Source organism: Microbacterium sp. NPDC087868 (genome assembly GCF_044900755.1).
Classification (GTDB): Bacteria; Actinomycetota; Actinomycetes; order Actinomycetales; family Microbacteriaceae; genus Microbacterium; species Microbacterium galbinum.
On sequence record NZ_JBJDNO010000001.1, the window covers coordinates 905,302 to 924,275 of the forward strand.

At 68.1% G+C, this 18,974-nt stretch carries 18 protein-coding genes; 8 read left to right on the forward strand and 10 right to left on the reverse strand.

Going from position 1 to position 18,974, the window contains the following annotated elements:
- Positions 1 to 9 precede the first annotated feature (9 nt).
- Positions 10 to 1,017 carry a UDP-glucose 4-epimerase GalE gene (gene galE, locus ACI2JZ_RS04515; protein WP_336640617.1) on the reverse strand — a complete coding sequence of 336 codons (1,008 nt, stop codon included), beginning with the start codon at positions 1,015 to 1,017 and terminating at the stop codon, positions 10 to 12.
- A gap of 157 nt (positions 1,018 to 1,174) precedes the next feature.
- On the opposite strand from galE, the gene ACI2JZ_RS04520 reads away from it, so the two are divergent.
- Genes ACI2JZ_RS04520 through ACI2JZ_RS04530 form a run of 3 tightly spaced genes read left to right on the forward strand, consistent with a single transcriptional unit; the run spans position 1,175 to position 4,640 of the window.
- Entirely contained in the window at positions 1,175 to 3,088 is a 1,914-nt protein-coding gene (locus ACI2JZ_RS04520; RefSeq protein WP_404596633.1) for a glycosyltransferase, read from the forward strand.
- Complete coding sequence (locus tag ACI2JZ_RS04525; protein WP_247622882.1) at positions 3,085 to 4,047, forward strand: glycosyltransferase; 963 nt, start codon at positions 3,085 to 3,087, stop codon at positions 4,045 to 4,047. The genes ACI2JZ_RS04520 and ACI2JZ_RS04525 overlap by 4 nt, the downstream gene beginning before the upstream one ends.
- Complete coding sequence (locus ACI2JZ_RS04530) at positions 4,047 to 4,640, forward strand: hypothetical protein (RefSeq protein ID WP_404596634.1); 594 nt, start codon at positions 4,047 to 4,049, stop codon at positions 4,638 to 4,640. Before ACI2JZ_RS04525 ends, ACI2JZ_RS04530 begins: the two co-directional genes overlap by 1 nt.
- Before the next feature lie 39 nt (positions 4,641 to 4,679).
- On the opposite strand, the gene ACI2JZ_RS04535 is transcribed toward ACI2JZ_RS04530, so the two are convergent.
- The 3 genes from ACI2JZ_RS04535 to glf are packed head-to-tail and all read right to left on the reverse strand — an operon-like array spanning position 4,680 to position 7,373.
- Positions 4,680 to 5,414, reverse strand: coding sequence for an ABC transporter ATP-binding protein (locus ACI2JZ_RS04535; protein WP_404596635.1), 735 nt, complete (start codon positions 5,412 to 5,414; stop codon positions 4,680 to 4,682).
- A complete protein-coding gene (locus ACI2JZ_RS04540; RefSeq protein ID WP_404596636.1) occupies positions 5,414 to 6,205 on the reverse strand; it encodes an ABC transporter permease in 792 nt (263 codons plus the stop codon). Before ACI2JZ_RS04540 ends, ACI2JZ_RS04535 begins: the two co-directional genes overlap by 1 nt.
- 31 nt (positions 6,206 to 6,236) lie before the next feature.
- Entirely contained in the window at positions 6,237 to 7,373 is a 1,137-nt protein-coding gene (gene glf / locus ACI2JZ_RS04545) for a UDP-galactopyranose mutase (RefSeq protein ID WP_404596637.1), read from the reverse strand.
- A 167-nt stretch (positions 7,374 to 7,540) separates the two neighbouring features.
- Between glf and ACI2JZ_RS04550 the strand changes: the two genes are divergently transcribed.
- Positions 7,541 to 8,428 (forward strand): glycosyltransferase family 2 protein, encoded by an 888-nt coding sequence (locus ACI2JZ_RS04550; protein WP_404596638.1) that lies wholly within the window; start codon positions 7,541 to 7,543, stop codon positions 8,426 to 8,428.
- Here the strand turns inward: ACI2JZ_RS04550 and ACI2JZ_RS04555 are convergent, their stop codons facing one another.
- Genes ACI2JZ_RS04555 through ACI2JZ_RS04565 form a run of 3 tightly spaced genes read right to left on the reverse strand, consistent with a single transcriptional unit; the run spans position 8,429 to position 11,336 of the window.
- Complete coding sequence (locus ACI2JZ_RS04555) at positions 8,429 to 9,163, reverse strand: glycosyltransferase (protein ID WP_404596639.1); 735 nt, start codon at positions 9,161 to 9,163, stop codon at positions 8,429 to 8,431. It abuts the gene before it with no gap.
- The gene (locus ACI2JZ_RS04560) at positions 9,160 to 10,389 is read right to left on the reverse strand and encodes a lipopolysaccharide biosynthesis protein (RefSeq protein WP_404596641.1); all 1,230 of its coding nucleotides are present in this window, start codon (positions 10,387 to 10,389) and stop codon (positions 9,160 to 9,162) included. The genes ACI2JZ_RS04555 and ACI2JZ_RS04560 overlap by 4 nt, the downstream gene beginning before the upstream one ends.
- Positions 10,386 to 11,336, reverse strand: a complete 951-nt coding sequence (locus ACI2JZ_RS04565) for a glycosyltransferase (protein WP_404596643.1) — start codon at positions 11,334 to 11,336, stop codon at positions 10,386 to 10,388. Before ACI2JZ_RS04565 ends, ACI2JZ_RS04560 begins: the two co-directional genes overlap by 4 nt.
- 102 nt (positions 11,337 to 11,438) lie before the next feature.
- Here ACI2JZ_RS04565 and ACI2JZ_RS04570 point away from each other — a divergent pair, with 102 nt between their 5' ends.
- Complete coding sequence (locus tag ACI2JZ_RS04570; RefSeq protein WP_404596644.1) at positions 11,439 to 12,455, forward strand: glycosyltransferase; 1,017 nt, start codon at positions 11,439 to 11,441, stop codon at positions 12,453 to 12,455.
- A gap of 7 nt (positions 12,456 to 12,462) precedes the next feature.
- On the opposite strand, the gene ACI2JZ_RS04575 is transcribed toward ACI2JZ_RS04570, so the two are convergent.
- From ACI2JZ_RS04575 to ACI2JZ_RS04585, 3 genes are read right to left on the reverse strand one after another with little or no spacing between them, the layout of a single operon-like run.
- Positions 12,463 to 12,852, reverse strand: coding sequence for a DUF2304 domain-containing protein (locus tag ACI2JZ_RS04575; protein WP_247632526.1), 390 nt, complete (start codon positions 12,850 to 12,852; stop codon positions 12,463 to 12,465).
- Positions 12,849 to 13,589 (reverse strand): glycosyltransferase family 2 protein, encoded by a 741-nt coding sequence (locus tag ACI2JZ_RS04580; RefSeq protein ID WP_404596645.1) that lies wholly within the window; start codon positions 13,587 to 13,589, stop codon positions 12,849 to 12,851. The genes ACI2JZ_RS04575 and ACI2JZ_RS04580 overlap by 4 nt, the downstream gene beginning before the upstream one ends.
- A 19-nt stretch (positions 13,590 to 13,608) precedes the next feature.
- Positions 13,609 to 15,546, reverse strand: a complete 1,938-nt coding sequence (locus ACI2JZ_RS04585) for a DUF6541 family protein (RefSeq protein ID WP_404596647.1) — start codon at positions 15,544 to 15,546, stop codon at positions 13,609 to 13,611.
- 123 nt (positions 15,547 to 15,669) lie between these two features.
- On the opposite strand from ACI2JZ_RS04585, the gene rfbA reads away from it, so the two are divergent.
- Genes rfbA through ACI2JZ_RS04600 form a run of 3 tightly spaced genes read left to right on the forward strand, consistent with a single transcriptional unit; the run spans position 15,670 to position 18,952 of the window.
- Positions 15,670 to 16,542 carry a glucose-1-phosphate thymidylyltransferase RfbA gene (rfbA, locus tag ACI2JZ_RS04590; protein ID WP_247622902.1) on the forward strand — a complete coding sequence of 291 codons (873 nt, stop codon included), beginning with the start codon at positions 15,670 to 15,672 and terminating at the stop codon, positions 16,540 to 16,542.
- On the forward strand, positions 16,539 to 17,537 hold the full coding sequence (gene rfbB, locus ACI2JZ_RS04595) for a dTDP-glucose 4,6-dehydratase (protein ID WP_247632530.1): 999 nt from the start codon (positions 16,539 to 16,541) through the stop codon (positions 17,535 to 17,537). Before rfbA ends, rfbB begins: the two co-directional genes overlap by 4 nt.
- A complete protein-coding gene (locus tag ACI2JZ_RS04600; RefSeq protein ID WP_404596648.1) occupies positions 17,534 to 18,952 on the forward strand; it encodes a sugar nucleotide-binding protein in 1,419 nt (472 codons plus the stop codon). Before rfbB ends, ACI2JZ_RS04600 begins: the two co-directional genes overlap by 4 nt.
- Positions 18,953 to 18,974: the final 22 nt, after the last annotated feature.

The following is an 18,974-nucleotide window of genomic DNA, read 5'->3' on the forward strand; positions in this document are numbered from 1 at the left end:
AACGCTCGATCAGAGCGCGTCGGAGGCGGCGCGCACGGCGGGCAGCTTCTCCGCCCAGTCGAGGGCGTCGCGCACGCCGTCGTCGGTCGATCGCTCCGCGCGCCAACCGAGCAGATCGTGCGCTCGATCGACGATCGCGAAGGCTCCGGCCTGGTCCCCCGCGCGACGCGGCGCATCGATGACGGGAAGGGTCTCCCCCGTCACCCGCTCGAAGGCGGCGACGAGTTCGCGCACGGTGACGCCGTCGCCGGTGCCCAGATTGATCACCCGGTAGGGATCCGGCGTCGTCACGATGTCGTCGAAGCGCTGCACGGCGGCGACATGGGCGAGGGCGAGGTCCCACACATGGATGTAGTCGCGCAGGCCGGAACCGTCGCGCGTGGGCCAGTCGGTGCCGGTGATCGTGAACGGCACGCCCTCGGCCTTCGCCTGCATGATCTTGCCGAGCGCATGGGTCGGACGCGGGTTCTGCAGTCCGGTGCGCAGGCGGGGGTCGGCACCGATCGGATTGAAATAGCGCAGAGCGATCGCACGGAAGTCGCCGGCCACCGCCGCATCGCGGAGGATCTGCTCGACCATGGCCTTCGTCGAGGCGTACGGACTCGACGGCGCGAGCGCCCCGGACTCGTCGACCCCGCCGCCGGTCTCGGCCGCGTAGACCGCGGCGGAGGAGCTGAACACGATCCGATCGATTCCGGCCGCGCGCAGGCGTGCGAGGAGCAGCACCGTCTTGCCCACGTTCGTGTCGTAGTAGCCCAGGGGATCGTCGACGGACTCGGGCACCACGATCCGCGCGGCGCAGTGCACCACGGCGTCGATGTCGGGGTGGTCGGCCAGCACCCGGTCGAGGACCTCGGCATCCGCGATGTCGCCGACGTAGAGGCCCCGCCCCTCGCCGAACGCGCGCAGCCCGGTCGACAGATCGTCGATCAGCACCGTCTCGATCCCGGCCTCCAGGCATGCCGTCGCGACTGTCGATCCGATGTATCCCGCACCGCCGGTGATCAATACCTTCATCGCCCGCCATCCTATCCCGCGCCCTCGACACCGCCCGGGACCCGCCGACTCTCCGCGGATCCCGAGGTGGTGGAGGGTAGGCTACTCACTGCTCGCAGAGTCCACTGCTCCGCCCGTCCGGCGGCAGTCGGCGCAAACCCCTCCGGAGAACTCCCCCGTGGCCCACGTCCTGCAGAACGTCGTCTTCCCGCTCGATCGCGACCCCGACCTCCTCCCGCTGTACGCCGACCCCGAGACGTGGTCGGTCATCGAGAACGAGCCGGTGCGCGTCTCGAACCGTGCGCATCTCGGCAACATCCTCGGCCGCCACCGCGCCCGCATCGTCGCTGGCCGACGAGTGTCGCTCGGCACGTACTTCAACGCGTTCCCCGCCTCGTACTGGCAGCACTGGACGAGCATCCGCCAGGTGCAGCTGACCGTCCGCACCAGCGGATCCGCCACCATCCTCGTGTACCGCTCGAACGGCTCCGGTGTGCGTCAGCGCGTCGCCACGAGCGAGGTCACCGGCGAATCGTCGACGACGTTCGACCTCGAACTCACCCAGTACAGCGACGGCGGATGGCTCTGGTTCGACGTCGTCGCCGACGAGAGCAACGTCATTCTCGAGGGCGCCGAGTGGACCACCGAGCAGGAGCCGGCCCGCACGGGCAAGGCCTCGCTGGGAATCACGACCTACAACAAGCCCGACTACTGCGTCGAGACCCTGCAGGCCCTGGCCGCATCGCCCGATGCTCTCGAGTTCGTGGACCGCATCTTCCTCGTCGACCAGGGCACCCAGCTCGTCGCCGATCAGGACGGATTCACAGAGGTCGCGGCAGAGCTCGGCGAGACCCTCCAGGTGATTCGGCAGGCGAACCTCGGCGGCTCCGGCGGCTTCGCCCGGGCGATGCACGAGACCCTCCAGCGCCCGGAGAGCGACTTCGTACAGCTCCTCGACGACGACGTGCGCATCGAGCCGGAGTCGCTGCGCCGCTCCGTCGTCTTCGGGCGGTACGCCACGAACCCGATGCTCGTGGGTGGCCACATGTTCGATCTGCTCGACCGGCCCAAGCTGCACGGCTGGGCCGAGGTCGTCGACGAAGCGCCGTTCATGTGGCGCAACCTCTACCAGGAGGAGATGCCGCACGACTTCGGTGTCTCCAACCTGCGCCAGTCCCCCCTCCTTCACATGCGCATGGATTCCGCCTACAACGGCTGGTGGATGTGCCTCATCCCCCTCGATGCGATCCGCAAGGTCGGCCTCTCGCTCCCCGCCTTCATCAAGTGGGACGATGCCGAGTTCTGTCTGCGTGCCGGCGAAGCGGGGTTCCCGACGGTGTCGATGCCGGGCGTCGCGCTCTGGCACGTCTCATGGGTCAACAAGGACGACACCATCGACTGGCAGGCGTACTTCCACGCCCGCAACCGCATCGTGGCAGGACTCATCCACTCGAACGCACCGAAGGGCGGACACCTGATCCGTCACAGCCGTCGCGTGGACCTCAAGCACCTCATGATGATGCAGTACTACCCCGTGGCCCTTCGCGCGCGGGCCCTGCGCGACGTGCTCTCGGGCCCGGACCACATGCGGCGCACGCTCGCGACCGCGATGCCGGCCGCCCGAGCGCTGTCGTCGGAGTACCCCGAGACCGTGATCCATAAAGACCCGACGGCCGTGCTCCACTCGCGTCGTGGACGCCAGGTCTTCCAGCGACAGCGCTCACGGCACGAGTACGACAGCCCGAGCGGCCTGGCGCTGCGCAAGTTCACCCTGACGACGCTGATCGCGCACTGGCTCCACAAGCCGAATCCCGCCAACGTGGCCCAGCCCGAGGTGGAGTTCGGTAAGGACGATGCGCACTGGTGGCGCCTTCCGGTCTTCGACAGCGCACTCGTCAGCACGGCCGACGGGTCGGGGAAGAACATCTACACGCGCGACCGCGCGAAGTACCGCCGGATGCTGCGCGAGAGCGTGCGCCTCCACGCAGAACTGCAGCGCAGGTGGCCGGAGCTGCAGAAGCAGTACCGCGATGCGCTGCCCGGACTCGTCTCGCCAGAATCCTGGGAGCAGATCTTCGAGGAGCAGGCATGACCGCGGCATCCGTCGCCTTCGACCCGGCCACGGCGACGATCGTCATCGTCACCTACAACCGCTCGCACCTGCTCACCGGGTTGCTGGAGAGCATCACGACGATGGACCCGAAGCCGGGCCACGTCGTGATCATCGACAACGCGTCCGCCGACGACACGACCGAGGTCGTGGAGTCGTTCCGGGCGGGCATCGGCACCGAGATCGTCTACCGCCGCCTCGAGACGAACACCGGCGGATCCGGTGGGTTCAGCGAAGGCATGCGCACGGCGTACGAGCTGGGTTCCGAATGGATCTGGATGATGGACGACGACGTCGAGGTCATCCCCGACGGTCTCGCGAAGATGGGCAAGTGGTCCTCGCGGTTCAAGAGCATCCAGGGACGCCGCTACGACTACGACGGCAGCGAGTTCTACTGGCAGTACCGGATCGCCGAGCGCATGGGGATCCCGATCCCCTTCGCGCCGTCCGGCTTCGACGCCTCCGGGTTCAAGGAGATGAACAGCGGATGCTTCGAGGGGATGTTCATCCACCGCTCGATCGTGAAGCGGATCGGCCTCCCCGACCATCGCTTCTTCATCTACTGGGACGACCAGATGTACGGCTGGCTGGCATCGCGCCTGACGACCGCCGTGATCGTCGATGAGTTCGTGCTGCGCCGTACCCGCGAGATCAAGCAGTGGGATATGGGCATCCGTCACATGAACGCGTCGAGCAACGCCTATCGCTTCTACATCATGCGCAACCGTGCCCACATCAAGCACTACTACCGCATCCACGACAACTACAACCCGGTGCTCTTCGGCCTGGGCACGGCGATGACCTTCGCCAAGGAGCTGATCCGCCTGGTCTTCGTCGAGCGCACCGTGCGCGGAACCAGCAATCTGTTCCGCGGTCTCAAGGAGGGGCGGAAGATCTCCCGGGATCGCTCCTGGCAGCCGATGTCGCCCCTGGAGGCGTGATGTCGAACACCCCTCAGCCGGAACTGCGCTGGGCCCCCATCCCGCCCAAACCGAAGAATCGTGCGCGCATCTGGATCATCATCGGCTCGGTGATCCTTGCCCTCGCGATCGTGGCGGCGCTCCTGTGGTTCTTCCTGCTCCGCGGCGAGACCCCGGGCGGTGCCCCGTCGCCGTCTCCGTCGTCCTCGGAGACCGCGAGCCCGTCGCCGTCGGGTGAGCCCGATCCAGGAGCCTCCGAGAACCCGTCCGAGGAGCCGGGCACTCCCCCGGTCGCGCCCGCGCCTGACCTCTCCGCTTTCGTGGCACAGGTGCAGCCCCGCCTCGATGACGGCGTCCGCGGCCTCGACATGCTGGCTCAGCTCAGCGGGCAGGACGCCGTCGGAGTCGTCGATCAGCTGCAGCAGGATGCTCAGCGGTTGGCGGAGACGACGCCGCCCACGTCGATCTCGGACTCCTGGTTCACCGCCGTCTCGGAGTACTCCGCGGCGCTGAGCGAGGTCCGCTCCGCCGCCGAGAGCGGCGGGGGCACGACGGACTCCGTGACGACGGCTCGCGAGCGACTCCAGACGCTCCGAGGCCTCCTCGGGATCTGATGAGGGGCGCGGCATTCCGTTGAGGCCGGGGCTGTGGGCTCAGGCCTGGGTGCTGTCGGCGTTGTACCGGTCGAGCACGTCGCCGATCGGCCCGTCGAGCACGAGCGCACCCTTGTCGAGATAGAGACCGCGCTCGCAGAACCGACGCAGATCCCGCTCGTTATGACTCACGAAGAAGAGCGTGCGCCCCTCGGCGAGCAGTTCGTCGATGCGTCGATAGCACTTCTCGCGGAACGCCTTGTCACCGACGGCGAGCACTTCATCGACGAGCAGGATGGGCTCCTCGAGCTGCGAGACGACGGAGAACGCAAGACGCACCTTCATGCCGTTCGACAGGTGCTTGTACGGGGTGTCGAGGAAGTCCTGCAGCTCGGCGAACTCGATGATGCCGTCGAAACGACGAGAAATCTCCGCGCGACTCATACCGTGCAATCCCGCCGTGAGACGCACATTCTCGCGCACGGTGAGATCCCCGACGAAGCCGCCGGTGAGTTCGATGAGCGGAGCGACCCCCTCGTGAACGTCGACGCGTCCTTCGTCGGGCAGGAGGACCCCGGCCACGAGCTTGAGCAGCGTCGACTTTCCCTGGCCGTTGCGGCCGACGACGCCGATCGATTCGCCGGGCTGCACCGTGAACGAGACGCCCCGGAGCGCCCAGAACTCGCCGGGACGCTTGCCACGGCCCTTGCCTCCGAAGAGATCCTTGAAGCTTCGGCGGCCCCGTCGATTGCGACGGAAGCGGACGCCCAGATCGACGACCTCGATCGCGCTCATCACAGCTCCTTCAGGACGGCGGGCTCGAGACGCCGGAAGACGAGGATGCCGAGCACCAGCGCGATGGCGCTGACCAGCACCGCGCCGAGGATCTCCGTGGGATTCCACTGGTCGGGGAAGAACGCGACCCGGTAGAGGCTGAAAATACCGAACAACGGGTTGGCCGCAGCGAACTCGCCGAAAGCCCCCGGGAGGTCGGAGCCGGCGTAGATGATCGGTGAGGCGTAGAACAGCACGCGCAGGATCAGGCGGGTGGTGCGCTCGAGGTCGGCGTACAGCGCACACAGCGGAGCCACCAGGAGTCCGAGGCCCACCAGCAGAACCGCCTGCAGGAGCACCGCGACAGGGAACCACAGCAGCTGCCACGACACCGTCGCACCCGCGAAGATCGCGAAGGCCGCGAGCACGGGCAGCGAGCAGAGGAACTCGATGCCCTTGCTCAGCACGATCCGGTTGACCCAGATCGATCGCGGGATCGCGGTGGAGCGCACGAGCTTGGAGTCACGGCTGAAGGCGCGGGTGAAGTCGGTCACCGCCGAGTTGAACCACACCCACGGCAGGAGGGCCGAGATGAGGAAGACGATGTACGGCTGCTCGCCGACCGTGCGCGAGAAGACCTGGGTGAAGACGAACCAGTAGATCAGGCTCATCAGAAGCGGGTCGAGCACCGACCACAGATATCCCAGCCAACTCGTGGCGTAGCGCACGCGGAGATCGCGGGCCGACAGGAGCCAGAGGGAGTGCAGGTAGCGCCGCGCCGAACCCGGCGCGCCGATCGAGGTCTCGCTCATCCCGGTGTGAGGAACATCGTCCGGTCGCCGATCAGGCGAGCGTGTTGTTCCACATCGACAGCGCCGAGCCGATGGCCATGTGCATGTCGAGGTACTGGTAGGTGCCGAGGCGTCCCCCGAAGTGCACGTCCTTCTCCCCCGCCATGAGGTCGCGGTAGGCGAGAAGTCGCTCGCGATCGGTCGCCGTGTTCACCGGGTAATAGGGCTCGTCGTCACGGCCCGCGAACCGTGAGAATTCCCGCATGATGACCGTGCGATCCTTCGGGTACCGGTCTGCCCGCTCGGGGTGGAAGTGACGGAACTCGTGGATGCGCGTGAACGGCACGTCCGCATCCGGGTAGTTCATGACGCTCGTGCCCTGGAAATCACCGATGTCGAGGACTTCCTCCTCGAGGTCGATGGTCCTCCAGCTCAGTTCGCCCTCGGTGTAGTCGAAGTAGCGATCGACGGGCCCGGTGTAGACGACGGGGACCTGCCCGACGACGGCAGCCTTGTTGAGGGGCTGGGCCTCGTCGAAGAAGTCCGTCGAGAGGCGCACGTCGATGTTGGGGTGATCCGCCATTCGCTCGAGCCACGCCGTGTACCCGTCGGTGGGGAGGCCTTCCCAGGTGTCGTTGAAGTACCGGTTGTCGTAGGTGTAGCGCACCGGGAGCCGGCTGATGATGGAGGCCGGGAGGTCCTTCGCCTCGGTCTGCCACTGCTTGGCCGTGTAGTCGCGGATGAAGGCTTCGAACAGCGGGCGCCCGATGAGACCGATGCCCCGCTCCTCGAGGTTGGTCGCCGTCGCCGGGTCGAACTCGCCCGCCTGCTCCTGAATGAGCGCCCGCGCCTCGGCGGGGCTGTACGCGGCCTGGAAGAACTGGTTGATCGTTCCCAGGTTGATGGGGAGCGGGTAGACCACTCCCTTGTGAGCGGAGTACACCCGGTGGACGTAGTTCGTGAAGGTGGTGAAGCGGTTCACGTACTCCCACACGGTCGTATTCGAGGTGTGGAAGAGGTGCGCGCCGTAGCGGTGGACCTCGATGCCGGTCATCGCCTCGGCCTCGCTGTAAGCGTTGCCGCCGATGTGGTGGCGTCGATCGAGGATAGTCACCTTGCGTCCGGCGGCTGCTGCGCGCTCAGCGATGGTGAGTCCGAAGAGACCGGAGCCGACGATGAGGAGGTCCATGGATTCTTCTTTCCTGTCTGGATCCCCGTCGAGGGACCCGTCGCGACCGGACCCGTCGGTGGGCGGCCGTTAGCGTACCCATGCTACCCGGGACAGAACTCGCCGCCGTCTCGCCGCGCACGGCGCCGTGCAGCCGAACCGCCGCTCGCTCGTATGCTGGAGGCACGATGACCATCGATATCATGCTGCCCTTCTGGGGCGACCCCCTGCTCCTGCGGCAGACGGTCGAATCCGTGCTCGGGCAGACCGATCCCGAGTGGCGGCTGACGGTGATCGACGACGCGTATCCCGATCCCTCCGTGGCCGAGTACTTCGCGCAGATGGACGACCCGCGCGTCCGGTACGTGCGCAACGACGTGAACGTCGGGATCATCGAGAACTTCCGCGCCAGCGTGAGGCTCGCGACGGCTGATCACCTCGTGGTGCTGGGCAGCGACGATCTGCTCCTGCCGGGTTACGTCGCCGCCCTGCGCGACGCCGTGCGGCGGCATCCGGATGCCGCCGTCTTCCAGCCGGGCGTGCGGGTCATCGACGAGAACGGCGCACCGTCGCTGCCTCTCGTCGATCGCGTGAAGCAGCGAATGCTCCGCCCCGACACGCGAACGGGCGACGCCGTGCTGTCGAACGAGCGGCTCGCCACCAGCCTCACGCGGGGGAACTGGCTGTACTGGCCCTCGCTGCTCTTCCGCACCGAGGCGATCCGGGCCCACGAGTTCCGCGACGACCTACCCATCGTGCTCGACCTCGCGATCCTGCTCGACATCGCGTTCGCGGGCGGATCGCTCATCGTGATCGACGAAGAGGTGTTCGCCTATCGCCGGCACACCGAGAGCGCCTCGCAGAAGGCGATCCTCGACGGCTCCCGCTTCACCGACGACCGTCGATTCTTCCTCGAGACCGCGCGTCGAGCGGATGCACGGGGGTGGCCATCGACGGCCCGAGCCGCCCGGGCCCGTCTGTTCGCGCGGCTCCACGCCCTCACGACGGTGCCGACGGTGCTCCGTCGTGGCGATGCCGCCGGACGCCGCGCCCTCTGGCGGCACATCCTCCGCTGATCAGCGGCGGCGGGCGCTCCCCCACGCACGCAGCAGCATCACGCGCGCGCGGAGCACCGCTCCGATGCCACGTGGACGGGAGGGCGATGCGTTCGCGTCGTGGATGCGTCGCCGGATCGTCGCCGTCTCAATGTGCGCCATGGTGCGGCGGGCGTTGCCGAAGAGCGCGATCCAGAGGTCGTGGCTCTCGTCGAGGTAGTCCGGGAACGGAAGAACTCGATCCACGGCGTCGCGGCGGATCGCCATCGCGCATCCGTAATACGGCGCCATGCCCGCGAAGATCCGCAGCGCGTTACGGGTGCCCTGCCGGGACCACGCGGCGCGCAGCCGCCACGGGCGACGGGTGAGTGGGTTCGGCAACGGTTCGTCCGAACCGAGCAGCACCAGGTTGGATGCCGCGACGGCGGAGTCCTCGAGCGCCGCCACGAACAGCGCGCGACGCCCCGGCACCCAGACGTCGTCCTGATCGGAGAGCATCAGGATGTCTCCGGTCGCCCGCCCCAGAGCCTCTTCGAACGTCTTGACGTACCCGCGGTTCTCCTGGCGTGCGTGCACGCGGATACGCGGATCGTCGAAAGCCTCCAGCGCGGCGACGGTTCCGTCCTTCGAGGCGTCGTCGACGACGACGAGCTCGTCCTGGGGTTCGAGCTCCCGCAGGATCGACTCGATCTGCGGGCCGAGGAACCGCTCGCCGTTGTACGTCGCCATGCAGACGCTCACCCGCACCGCGCTCATGACGCCACCTCCGTGATCGGCTTGCGCAGCTCCCGCCGCAGAACGAGAACCTGATAGCCGCCGACGCAGAGCTCGGAGACCGCCACGGCCCAGGCCACCAGCGGAACGGATCCGGCTGCGGCGAAGACGAGGATCAGCGGCGCTCCGACGATCGCACCGATGAGCGTCGACACGGCGAGCGCGCGCACGCGCCCGACGACGACCAGGCACGCGTAGCCGACGATGGCGGCCGTGGCGATGCCCACGAAGGCGACGCCGAGGGGCAGCGACACCTGCCACGGCACGCTGATCTCCCCCACCGAGAGGAGCGTGGAGACCCAGGGGCTCAGCACCGCGATGCACGTGCCGCCGACGACGCCGATGAGCATGGCGGCGACGGTCGCGATCCGGGCACGGCGACGGAAGTCGGCTTCGGGGTCGGGCACCCAGCTCTGGAAGTACTGCTGGATGGGGAGCAGGGCGACCGACGCGTACTTGAAGAGGCGGTCGGCGAACGCGTACATCGGCTGAAGCCCGGGGAGGAACGCCTGCACGGCCACCATCGGCAGGGTGACGTACAGACCGCTGACGAACGTCGCCGACACGGCGTGCCGTTGCCCGCTCAGCGCAGTGCGCAGGGGAACCGGAGTGTGCGCGACCCCGAATGACCCTCGCAGTACGACGACGGCGTCGAGCACGACAGCACCGATGAAGCCGAGGCCCTGCGCGACGAGGTAGACCCAGAGTTCCCCCGTGACGACGGCGCCGATCACGCCGGCGATGCCTCCCGCGACGGTCGGGAGGGTGTCGCAGAGCAACAGGCGCATCGGCTTCCCCTCGCCCGTGAAGTACCAGATCGCCCCGAGCTGCGGAAGCAGGTAGACCGCGGCGCCGAGCACCGAGATCAGCACGTCGCCGCGTGTGAGGAGAGTCAGGATCACGGCGATGACCGGCAGCACGAGCACGTAGAGCAACGCGCGGGCGCGCAGCGACGTGCGATAGAAGGCTTGGCGTTGCCCGATGGGGATGCCGGCGACGGTGGCCGCACCCGTCGCTCCCCAGCCGAAGGCCACGAGGATGCCGCCGAACTGCGAGACGGTCTGCACGAGTGCGAGCGTGCCCCAGGTCGACTTCCCGAGGGACGAGGTCAGGAGCGGGATCGAGACGATCCCGATCAGCGTCACGACTCCGACGGAGATCGTGAACCCGCTGAGACGACCGACCGCCGTCCGGATGGGCCCGCTCACTTCTCCCCCTCCGCGACCACGGGGGCGTCCCACCGGATCTCGGCCGCGATCGGCATCAGTGCGTCCGGCATCCGCCCCATGCGACCGCGCACGGCGGCGACGAGAGCGGCCCGGTACACGCGCGCCAGGGCGCGGCGCGGCTTCGCGACCCACCAGGCGTTCGCGAAGTGGATGCCGTCGAGCAGCGTTTCCCGGATGATCTGTCCCGGCGCGGAGAAGAAGTACTCGCGGTTGAGGATCAGGCGGTTCCGCACGCGGTAGAAGTAACGGAATGGCGTGCTCAGGCTGAATTCCGCGGGGACCCCCGGGAGCGCGACCGTGCGGCCGAACAACTCGCGCCGATACCGGGTGCCGAGCGTGTGCTCCATCCGCACCCCTCCTGCGGCGAGTACACGCCAACCGCGGGCGCGGATCCGCAGGCCGAACTCCATATCGACGAGGTCGATGAAGAAATCCTCCCGCAGGGGTCCCTCCTCGGCGATCACGGCTGCGGGGATCAGCATCCCCGACTGGATGACGTTCGCGGCGTCACCGAAGGTCGCCTCAGGCCCCGTCTGCTGACGCACGCCGGCGAAGTACTCCGGCACGACGAGGCCGACACGGATACCGGCACGGGTCGCGACGTCATGGGCGGAGACGAGGTTCCGGACGAACCCCTCCGCCACCCGGGAATCCTGGTCGAAGGTGATCACGAAGGCGGCACCGGCGTCGAGCGCGCGTGCGATCCCGTCATTGAGCGCCGCCGCGATGCCGTCGTTGTCGGGCCTGCGAACGACGATCGCCCCCGCGCTCTCGAGCGTGTCGAGCACCGCCTCGGCGATGGGCCCCGAGCCGTCGTCGACGACGATCACTCCCTCGACCTGTTCGGCGACGGAGGAGACGGCGTCCAGAGCGGCGTCACCGGGACGGAACGTCGAGAATACCGCCCACACGGGGTAAGCACTCATCCGAGACGCACCGGACGACGGACGGAGAAGGGAATCACGAGCATGGCGGATTTAGACTAGCTTCATTCGCTGTTCAATCCCCGCAGACCCGGAAGGCCGCCTGTGTCGACACATCCCTTCGGCACGATCGTGCTGGCCGCCTACTCCCCCGACCCCGAGCTCTTCCGCCGGCAGCTGACGTCGCTGCAGGCGCAGACGGTCCGCGAGTGGGAATGCGTGATCTCGGTCGACGGCGAACCCGAACCGATCGCCGCGCTGGTCGCGGAGATCACCGAGGGAGACGCCCGATTCCGCATCGTCGGCGACGGCACGCGACTCGGTTTCTACCTGAACTTCGAACGCGGCCTCCTCGCCGTCGACGAGCGGAGCGAGTGGATCGCCCTCTGCGACCAGGACGACCGCTGGGACGCGGACAAGATCGAGAAGCTCCTCCCGCACCTCGACGAGGTCTCTCTCGTCTCGGCCCAGGCCCGGCTCGTCTCGTACCCCTCCGAAGTGGAGACGGGCCGTACGACGCGTCACGACCACGGCGCGATCTTCACGATCCTCTCCAACGAGTTCACCGGCTCGCTCTGCGTGTTCCACCCCGAGGTACTTCCGACCGCGCTGCCGTTCCCCCGAGCTTCGACTCGGGCGGCCGCGCACGATCACTGGCTCGCCGTCGTCGCGTCGGCGCACCGGGGCACCCGCATCATCGACGACGTCGTCCAGGACTACGTCCAGCACGATGCGAACGTGTTCGGCGACCCGAGCAGGCTGGGCAGCGGAAGCATCCGCAGTTCCATCACCAACGTGCTCGCGCAGTCCCAGCGCTTCGAGGGTTCACGCAGCCCGCGGTCGATCTTCCGGATGACGTTCTGGGCCTACGTGGGCTGGCGCCAACTGATGGTCGACACCCTCGCCGCGCGTCGCACCGACGCCGCGACCGATTCCCGTCAGGAGCTGGCCTTCGGTCGCTCCCGCAGGCTGCGCACCGCGCTGTCGCTGCTCCGTGCGGGACGCGCACGGGAGATCGTCCCCGAGCGCTTCACCTGGGAGTACCGGGCGAGCTGGATCGGCGGAGCACTCAGCGGTGGCCGGCGCGCCGTCGCTCGGGCGGTCACCGCGCCTCGGCGCTGACGCCCCGTCAGGAGGGTTCGCCGTCCGACCCCGTCCGGGGAGCCTCGAGCTTCGCGAGCCGGCCCTCGACGCTCTCCAGCTGCGTGCGGAGGATGGCGGCTTCCTCCGCGAGTCGCCGCGTCTCCTCCTCGACCTGGCTGAGCTCCCACGAGAGGTGCAGGGCGACGCCGAGGAGCAGGAGGATCGCGGTCGCGAAGAGCAGGTTCGAGGGGACCTGCACACCGAGCAACGCCGTGAGCCCGCCCAGCAGGCCGGGGAACAGCCCGACGATGAGCACCGAGACGGCGATCACCAGCCAGAGGACCGCGTACTTCTCGCGCAGTTTGCGCGTGAGGAGCATCCACAGCACGATCACGAGGATCAGGACGGCGAGAGCGATCCCGACGAAGACGATCATGCGCGTTCCTCCTGCCGCCGTGAGCCCGTACGTCGCATCGCGGCGAGCAGCAGCGCGAACACCGACCTCAGCAGGTAGACGGTGGAACCGAGCGGCCCCTGGCTGGGATTGCCATGTGCACGCGGGCGCATCGCGACGCCGACCTGCGTGACCGTCAGCCCGGCATGCAGCGCGGCGACGAGTGAGTCGAGGGTGTCACCGAGATACTCGGCCGGGTAATAGTGCACGTATTGGGCGATCGCGCGGGTGTTCGCCGCGCGGAAACCGCTCGTCACATCGGTCAACCGCGTCTTGGCGATGCGCGAGACCACCGAGGCGAGGAAGACCATGGCCCAGCGCCGGGGGCCGCGCACCGAGTAGTCGCCGACGTCGGAGAAGCGCGCGCCGATCGAGATGTCGGCGTACTCCAGGCCGGCGAGCACCCGATCGATGTCGACGGGGTCGTGCTGCCCATCGGCATCCACCTGGATCGCGGCTCCGTAGCCCTCGCGCGCCGCATAGGTGAACCCGGTGCGCATCGCACCGCCCACCCCCAGGTTGAAGGGCAGGGAGAGCACGGCCGCGCCGGCGGCTCGGGCTACCTCGGCCGTGTCATCGGTCGACCCGTCGTCGATCACGACGACGTCGTACCGCGACGAGGCCGCACGGATCTCGCGCACGGTGTCGCCGACACTGCGCTCCTCGTTCCACGCGGGGACGAGGACCAGGACGCGATCGATGCGCGTGGTGTCGCTCATGAGGGAAGTCTCTCCGTGTTCAGCCGAGACCGCAGGCGGTCACTTCGTACAGTCTGGCATCGCCCTGGCTGTCGACCAGGCGCACCGCTCCCGATTCCTCGAGATCCTCGAGGCCTGCGAGCGGATGCGATCCGCCGTGCACCTCCCGATCCCCGAAATCGAGGACGAACCGGACGTCGAGCGCCTCGGCCGCATCGCACACGGCGGGCATCGACTCGGCGTCGGCGAGGTGGTCGTTGATGGTCGCCGCATCGTCGGAGACGTCCACCAGGATGTGCGGCATGAGCACTTGACGCCCCCCGATCGCGTATGCGAGTGCGGTGCCGGTGTACGGGTTACCGGCGACCACGGAGCCTGCGGGGACGTGCTCGGGGAGGCGTTCGAGCAGGGCCATCTCGTCCGAGCTGATGAGGGAAGAACCCTCGTCCAGCACGAAGCGGATCTGCGCCTGCGCGACGGCGGCCGGGATGGCGGGAAGCGGCAGGACCACGAAGCCGATCGCGGCAGCGACGACGCCGGCTATCACGCGCAGGAGATGTCCGTCGGGCTGGGCCCGCGACCAGAGCCGCCCGATCGCCTCGACCGTGCGCGCGATCCCCAGGGTCGCGAGCGGGACCAGCGCGATCCCGAACACCGCGGCCAGACGCGGCCAGTTGTTGTACCAGCTCCCCGTCAGCGCATCCCGGATGGGACCGATGGGCAGTGAGATGACGACGATGAAAAGGATCGCGCCGATCGCCCAGAGAGCCGCACCGACCACGAACGCCTCACTGCGCTCCTTCAGAACCCAGAAGAGGCCGAGGAGCACGGCGATCGCGACACCGATCGCGATCGTGCCGTAGAACATCGACACCTGGGCGACTTCGAGCGCCGCCTGTCCGGGAGTGAGGGCCGTCGGCCACCCGCGGGTCGGGAGCGGCGGGCGCAGCACCATGAGCAGGAGAACACCGACGCCGAAGTAAGCGAGGACGCCGGCGGCGAGTGCCGCGCGAACCCGACCGGATCGATGCGCGCGCCACAGGCGCACCACGAAGACGAGAACGATCGGCACCGAGAACGCGAGCCAGGCGACGAATCCGCCCGGGTGCGCGAGGGCGACGCCGGGGATCGCGCCGAGCGCGACGAAACCCCACCAGCCCGGCGCGAGGTCCTTCGCCGATGTTCCGATTCCGAAGGCGGATGCCGTCGCCGCCACCGTGACGGGGACCACGGCGAGAGCGAGCTGGAACGGGTAGAGGACGCCGTAGTCCATCGGCAGGATCGGGAACATCGGGATGGCGCAGCTCACGATCGCAGCGGTGACGGTGACGGTCGCCGACTTCCCCATGAGCGTCCGCGCCAGGAGCATGGCGCTCACCGGCCAGATGACCGCGGCGATCACGAGCGTCTGCGCGTTCACGACGGCGGGGATGCCGACCCCGCTCAGCTGCGCCACGATGGCCGCGGTCGCGTGCCAGGCCGACGGATAGAACGGAACTCCGCCGTTCGGGCTCGTCATCTGCCCGAGTTCGAGGGGCGAGGCGGCACCGGTGTCCATGATGTAGCGAATGGCGTTGAGGTGGAACACGTTGTCGAAGGTCTGCGAGATCGCCGACGGCTGACCGATCACGGCGAAGATCTGCAGTCCGATGACCACCGCTGCGGCGACAGCGGCGCCGATGGTCCACCACCTCGACGTCGACGGCGAGGAGGTCGCACCACGCCGTCCGCGGCGGCGCACGAGGTGGATCCCCACGCCGATCACCGCAGCCAGGACAAGGCACGGCACGATCGACCAGCCGATCCCGGCGAAGCCGGCGAGCAGACTCGCACCCCCCACCACGGTCATGGCGAACGCCGGTGCGGCGGCCACGGCCCAGAGCCCGCGCAGTCCGATCAGCCAGGCCAACGTTCCGCCCAAAACGGCGTACAGCGCGAGAAGCACGGCGGCAGGCCAGAGCAGTTCGAGCATTTCCATGTGTTCCAGACCCTCTCACCGACAACCGACCCAGGATATCCCGGCGGGGCTGCGATCTCGGTGAGCGCACCCCGGGGCGTCCCTGACACGGGCGATCCAGGCTCGGTATGACAACATAGAGGCGTGAAAGGCATTATTCTCGCCGGCGGGTCCGGCACGCGTCTGCACCCGATCACGCTGGGCGTCTCCAAGCAGCTGATCCCGGTCTACGACAAGCCGATGGTCTACTACCCGCTCTCGACGCTGATGCTGGCGGGGATCAAGGACATCCTCGTAATCACGACGCCGCACGACGCTGCGCACTTCGAGCGCCTCCTCGGCGACGGATCGCAGTTCGGTGTGAACCTGACGTTCGCTCAGCAGCCCTCTCCGGACGGACTCGCGCAGGCGTTCACGATCGGCGCGGACTTCATCGGCGACGACTCGGTCGCCCTGGTCCTGGGCGACAATCTGCTCTACGGCCCGGGCCTCGGCAGCCGCCTGCAGCGATTCGAGAACATCGACGGCGGAGCGGTCTTCGCCTACTGGGTCGCCGAGCCCGAGGCCTACGGTGTCGTCGAGTTCGACGCCGAAGGACGCGCGGTCTCGCTCGAGGAGAAGCCCGCCTCCCCCAAGAGCAACTACGCCGTTCCCGGCCTCTACTTCTACGACAACGACGTGATCGAGATCGCTCGCAACCTGGCGCCCAGCGCCCGCGGCGAGTACGAGATCACCGACATCAACCGCGAGTACCTCGAGCGCGGCAAGCTCCAGGTCGAGGTCCTCCCGCGCGGCACCGCCTGGCTCGACACGGGAACGTTCGACCAGATGACCGACGCCGCCGAGTACGTGCGCACGATGGAGCGCCGTACGGGCATGAAGATCGGGATGCCGGAGGAGGTCGCCTGGCGCCAGGGCTTCCTCACCGACGACGAACTGCGCGAACGCGCCGAGAAGCTCGTCAAGTCCGGCTACGGCGCCTATCTGCTCGACATCCTCAAGAGAGGCCACGCATGACCCGTCTGCTCGTCACCGGAGGAGCCGGTTTCATCGGCTCCAACTTCGTTCACCACGTGATCGAGAACACCGAGCATCACGTGACGGTGCTCGACGCCCTCACCTACGCCGGGAACCGGCGGTCGCTGGAGGGACTCCCCGAGGATCGGCTCACGTTCGTCCACGGCGACATCACGGATGCCGGCCTGGTCGACGGCCTCTTCGCCGAGACGGATGCCGTGGTGCACTACGCCGCGGAGTCGCACAACGACAATTCGCTGAACGACCCCCGGCCGTTCCTCGACACCAACATCATCGGCACGTACACGCTGCTCGAGGCGGCACGACGCCACGACGTGCGCCTGCACCACATCTCGACCGACGAGGTCTACGGGGACCTCGAGCTCGATGATCCCGAGCGGTTCACCGAGTCGACTCCCTACAACCCCTCGTCGCCGTACTCCTCCACCAAGGCGGGCAGCGATCTGCTCGTGCGCGCGTGGGTGCGGTCGTTCGGCGTCCAGGCGACGATCTCGAACTGCTCGAACAACTACGGCCCGTACCAGCACGTCGAGAAGTTCATCCCGCGTCAGATCACGAACGTGATCCGCGGCATCCGCCCGAAGCTCTACGGGGCCGGGCAGAACGTCCGCGACTGGATCCACGCCGACGACCACTCCTCGGCCGTGCTGACGATCCTCGAGAAGGGCGCGATCGGCGAGACGTACCTCATCGGCGCCGATGGCGAGAAGGACAACAAGTCCGTCGTCGAGCTGATCCTCACCGAGATGGGCCAGCCCGCGGACGCGTACGACCACGTCACCGACCGCGCGGGCCACGACCTCCGCTACGCGATCGACTCGAGCAAGCTGCGCGACGAGCTCGGCTGGGCTCCGCAGTTCTCGGACTTCGAGGCCGGACTCGCCTCGACGATCCAGTGGTACCGCGACAATGAAGCCTGGTGGGCGCCGTCCAAGGACGCCGTCGAGGCGTTCTACGCGGGCAAGGGCCAGTGAGCACCGCGTTCGGGAAGCAGCTCGAACGGATCGAGACGCCCATCCCGGGCCTCGTCATGTTCGAACTGCCCGTCCACGGGGACTCGCGCGGATGGTTCAAGGAGAACTGGCAGCGCGAGAAGATGCTGGCGCTCGGGCTCGAGGACTTCGGCCCGGTGCAGAACAACATCTCGTTCAACGACGCCGTCGGCACGACGCGTGGCATCCACGCGGAGCCGTGGGACAAGTGGGTCTCGGTGGCGACCGGGCGCATCTTCGGCGCGTGGGTCGACCTGCGCGAAGGACCGACCTTCGGCACCGTGTTCACCACGGAGATCGACCCGTCTCGGGCGATCTACGTGCCCCGAGGCGTGGGCAACTCGTACCAGACGCTCGAGGCTGACACGGCGTACACCTATCTCGTCAACGACCACTGGTCCCCCGATGCGTCGTACTCCTTCCTGAACCTCGCGGACGAGACGGCCGCGGTGGCGTGGCCCATCCCGCTCGCCGACGTCGAGATCTCGGAGAAGGACAAGGCGCACCCTCGGCTCGCCGACGTCACCCCGATCCCGCCGAAGCGCATCCTCGTCCTCGGGGCGTCCGGCCAGTTGGGACTCGCGTTGCGCGCTCGTTTCGGAGATGCCGCCCACATCGAGTACGCCACACGCGACGACATCGATGTGACCGCTTCGGACCTTTCGTCCGCTCGGCGCTGGCGCGACTACGGTCTGATCGTCAACGCCGCCGCGTACACCGCGGTCGACCTTGCTGAGACTCCTGAGGGCCGAGAGCAGGCGTGGGCGGCGAACGCGACCGCAGTCGCCGCGCTCGCCCGTGTCGCCGACGATCACGGCATCACCCTGGTGCACGTGTCGAGCGACTACGTCTTCGACGGAACGTTCGACGGCGCCTACGACGAGAACGCCCCGTTGCGCCCGCTCGGTGTCTACGGCCAGACCAAGGCGGCCGGCGACCTCGCCGCATCCACGGCCTCGCGGCACTACGTCGTGCGCACCTCCTGGGTGATCGGCGACGGAGGCAACTTCGTCCGCACGATGCACTCGCTCGCGGAGCGCGGAATCGACCCGCGGGTCGTGGGCGACCAGTTCGGGCGCCTCACCTTCACCGCGGACATCGCGGACGCGATCGCGCACCTCTACGCATCGGATGCCGCCTACGGCGTCTACAACGTGACCGGATCGGGCGATGCCCGGTCCTGGGCCGATGTCGCCCGCGAGGTCTTCCGTCTCTCCGGCCACGACCCCGCGCGTGTGATGGCCGTCAGCACCGAGGACTACTTCGCCTCGGCGACCGGCCCGGTGGCCCCTCGCCCCCGCAACAGCGTCCTCGATCTGGCGAAGATCCAGACGACCGGATTCGCGCCGGCCGACGCGTATCGGTCGCTGGCGGAGTACATGGCCCAGCTCGCGTAGGTACGGCCAGCCTCCGAACGGC

Bases quoted from the DNA above. Each gene is read 5' to 3' on its own strand.
- ACI2JZ_RS04550 (WP_404596638.1), top strand. From the start codon at position 7,541: ATGACCATCGATATCATGCTGCCCTTCTGGGGCGACCCCCTGCTCCTG.
- ACI2JZ_RS04540 (WP_404596636.1), bottom strand. From the start codon at position 6,205: ATGAGCGAGACCTCGATCGGCGCGCCGGGTTCGGCGCGGCGCTACCTG.
- ACI2JZ_RS04530 (WP_404596634.1), top strand. From the start codon at position 4,047: ATGTCGAACACCCCTCAGCCGGAACTGCGCTGGGCCCCCATCCCGCCC.
- ACI2JZ_RS04565 (WP_404596643.1), bottom strand. From the start codon at position 11,336: ATGAGTGCTTACCCCGTGTGGGCGGTATTCTCGACGTTCCGTCCCGGT.
- ACI2JZ_RS04535 (WP_404596635.1), bottom strand. From the start codon at position 5,414: ATGAGCGCGATCGAGGTCGTCGATCTGGGCGTCCGCTTCCGTCGCAAT.
- ACI2JZ_RS04580 (WP_404596645.1), bottom strand. From the start codon at position 13,589: ATGAGCGACACCACGCGCATCGATCGCGTCCTGGTCCTCGTCCCCGCG.
- ACI2JZ_RS04525 (WP_247622882.1), top strand. From the start codon at position 3,085: ATGACCGCGGCATCCGTCGCCTTCGACCCGGCCACGGCGACGATCGTC.
- ACI2JZ_RS04575 (WP_247632526.1), bottom strand. From the start codon at position 12,852: ATGATCGTCTTCGTCGGGATCGCTCTCGCCGTCCTGATCCTCGTGATC.
- rfbB (WP_247632530.1), top strand. From the start codon at position 16,539: ATGACCCGTCTGCTCGTCACCGGAGGAGCCGGTTTCATCGGCTCCAAC.
- glf (WP_404596637.1), bottom strand. From the start codon at position 7,373: ATGGACCTCCTCATCGTCGGCTCCGGTCTCTTCGGACTCACCATCGCT.
- ACI2JZ_RS04555 (WP_404596639.1), bottom strand. From the start codon at position 9,163: ATGAGCGCGGTGCGGGTGAGCGTCTGCATGGCGACGTACAACGGCGAG.
- galE (WP_336640617.1), bottom strand. From the start codon at position 1,017: ATGAAGGTATTGATCACCGGCGGTGCGGGATACATCGGATCGACAGTC.
- ACI2JZ_RS04585 (WP_404596647.1), bottom strand. From the start codon at position 15,546: ATGGAAATGCTCGAACTGCTCTGGCCTGCCGCCGTGCTTCTCGCGCTG.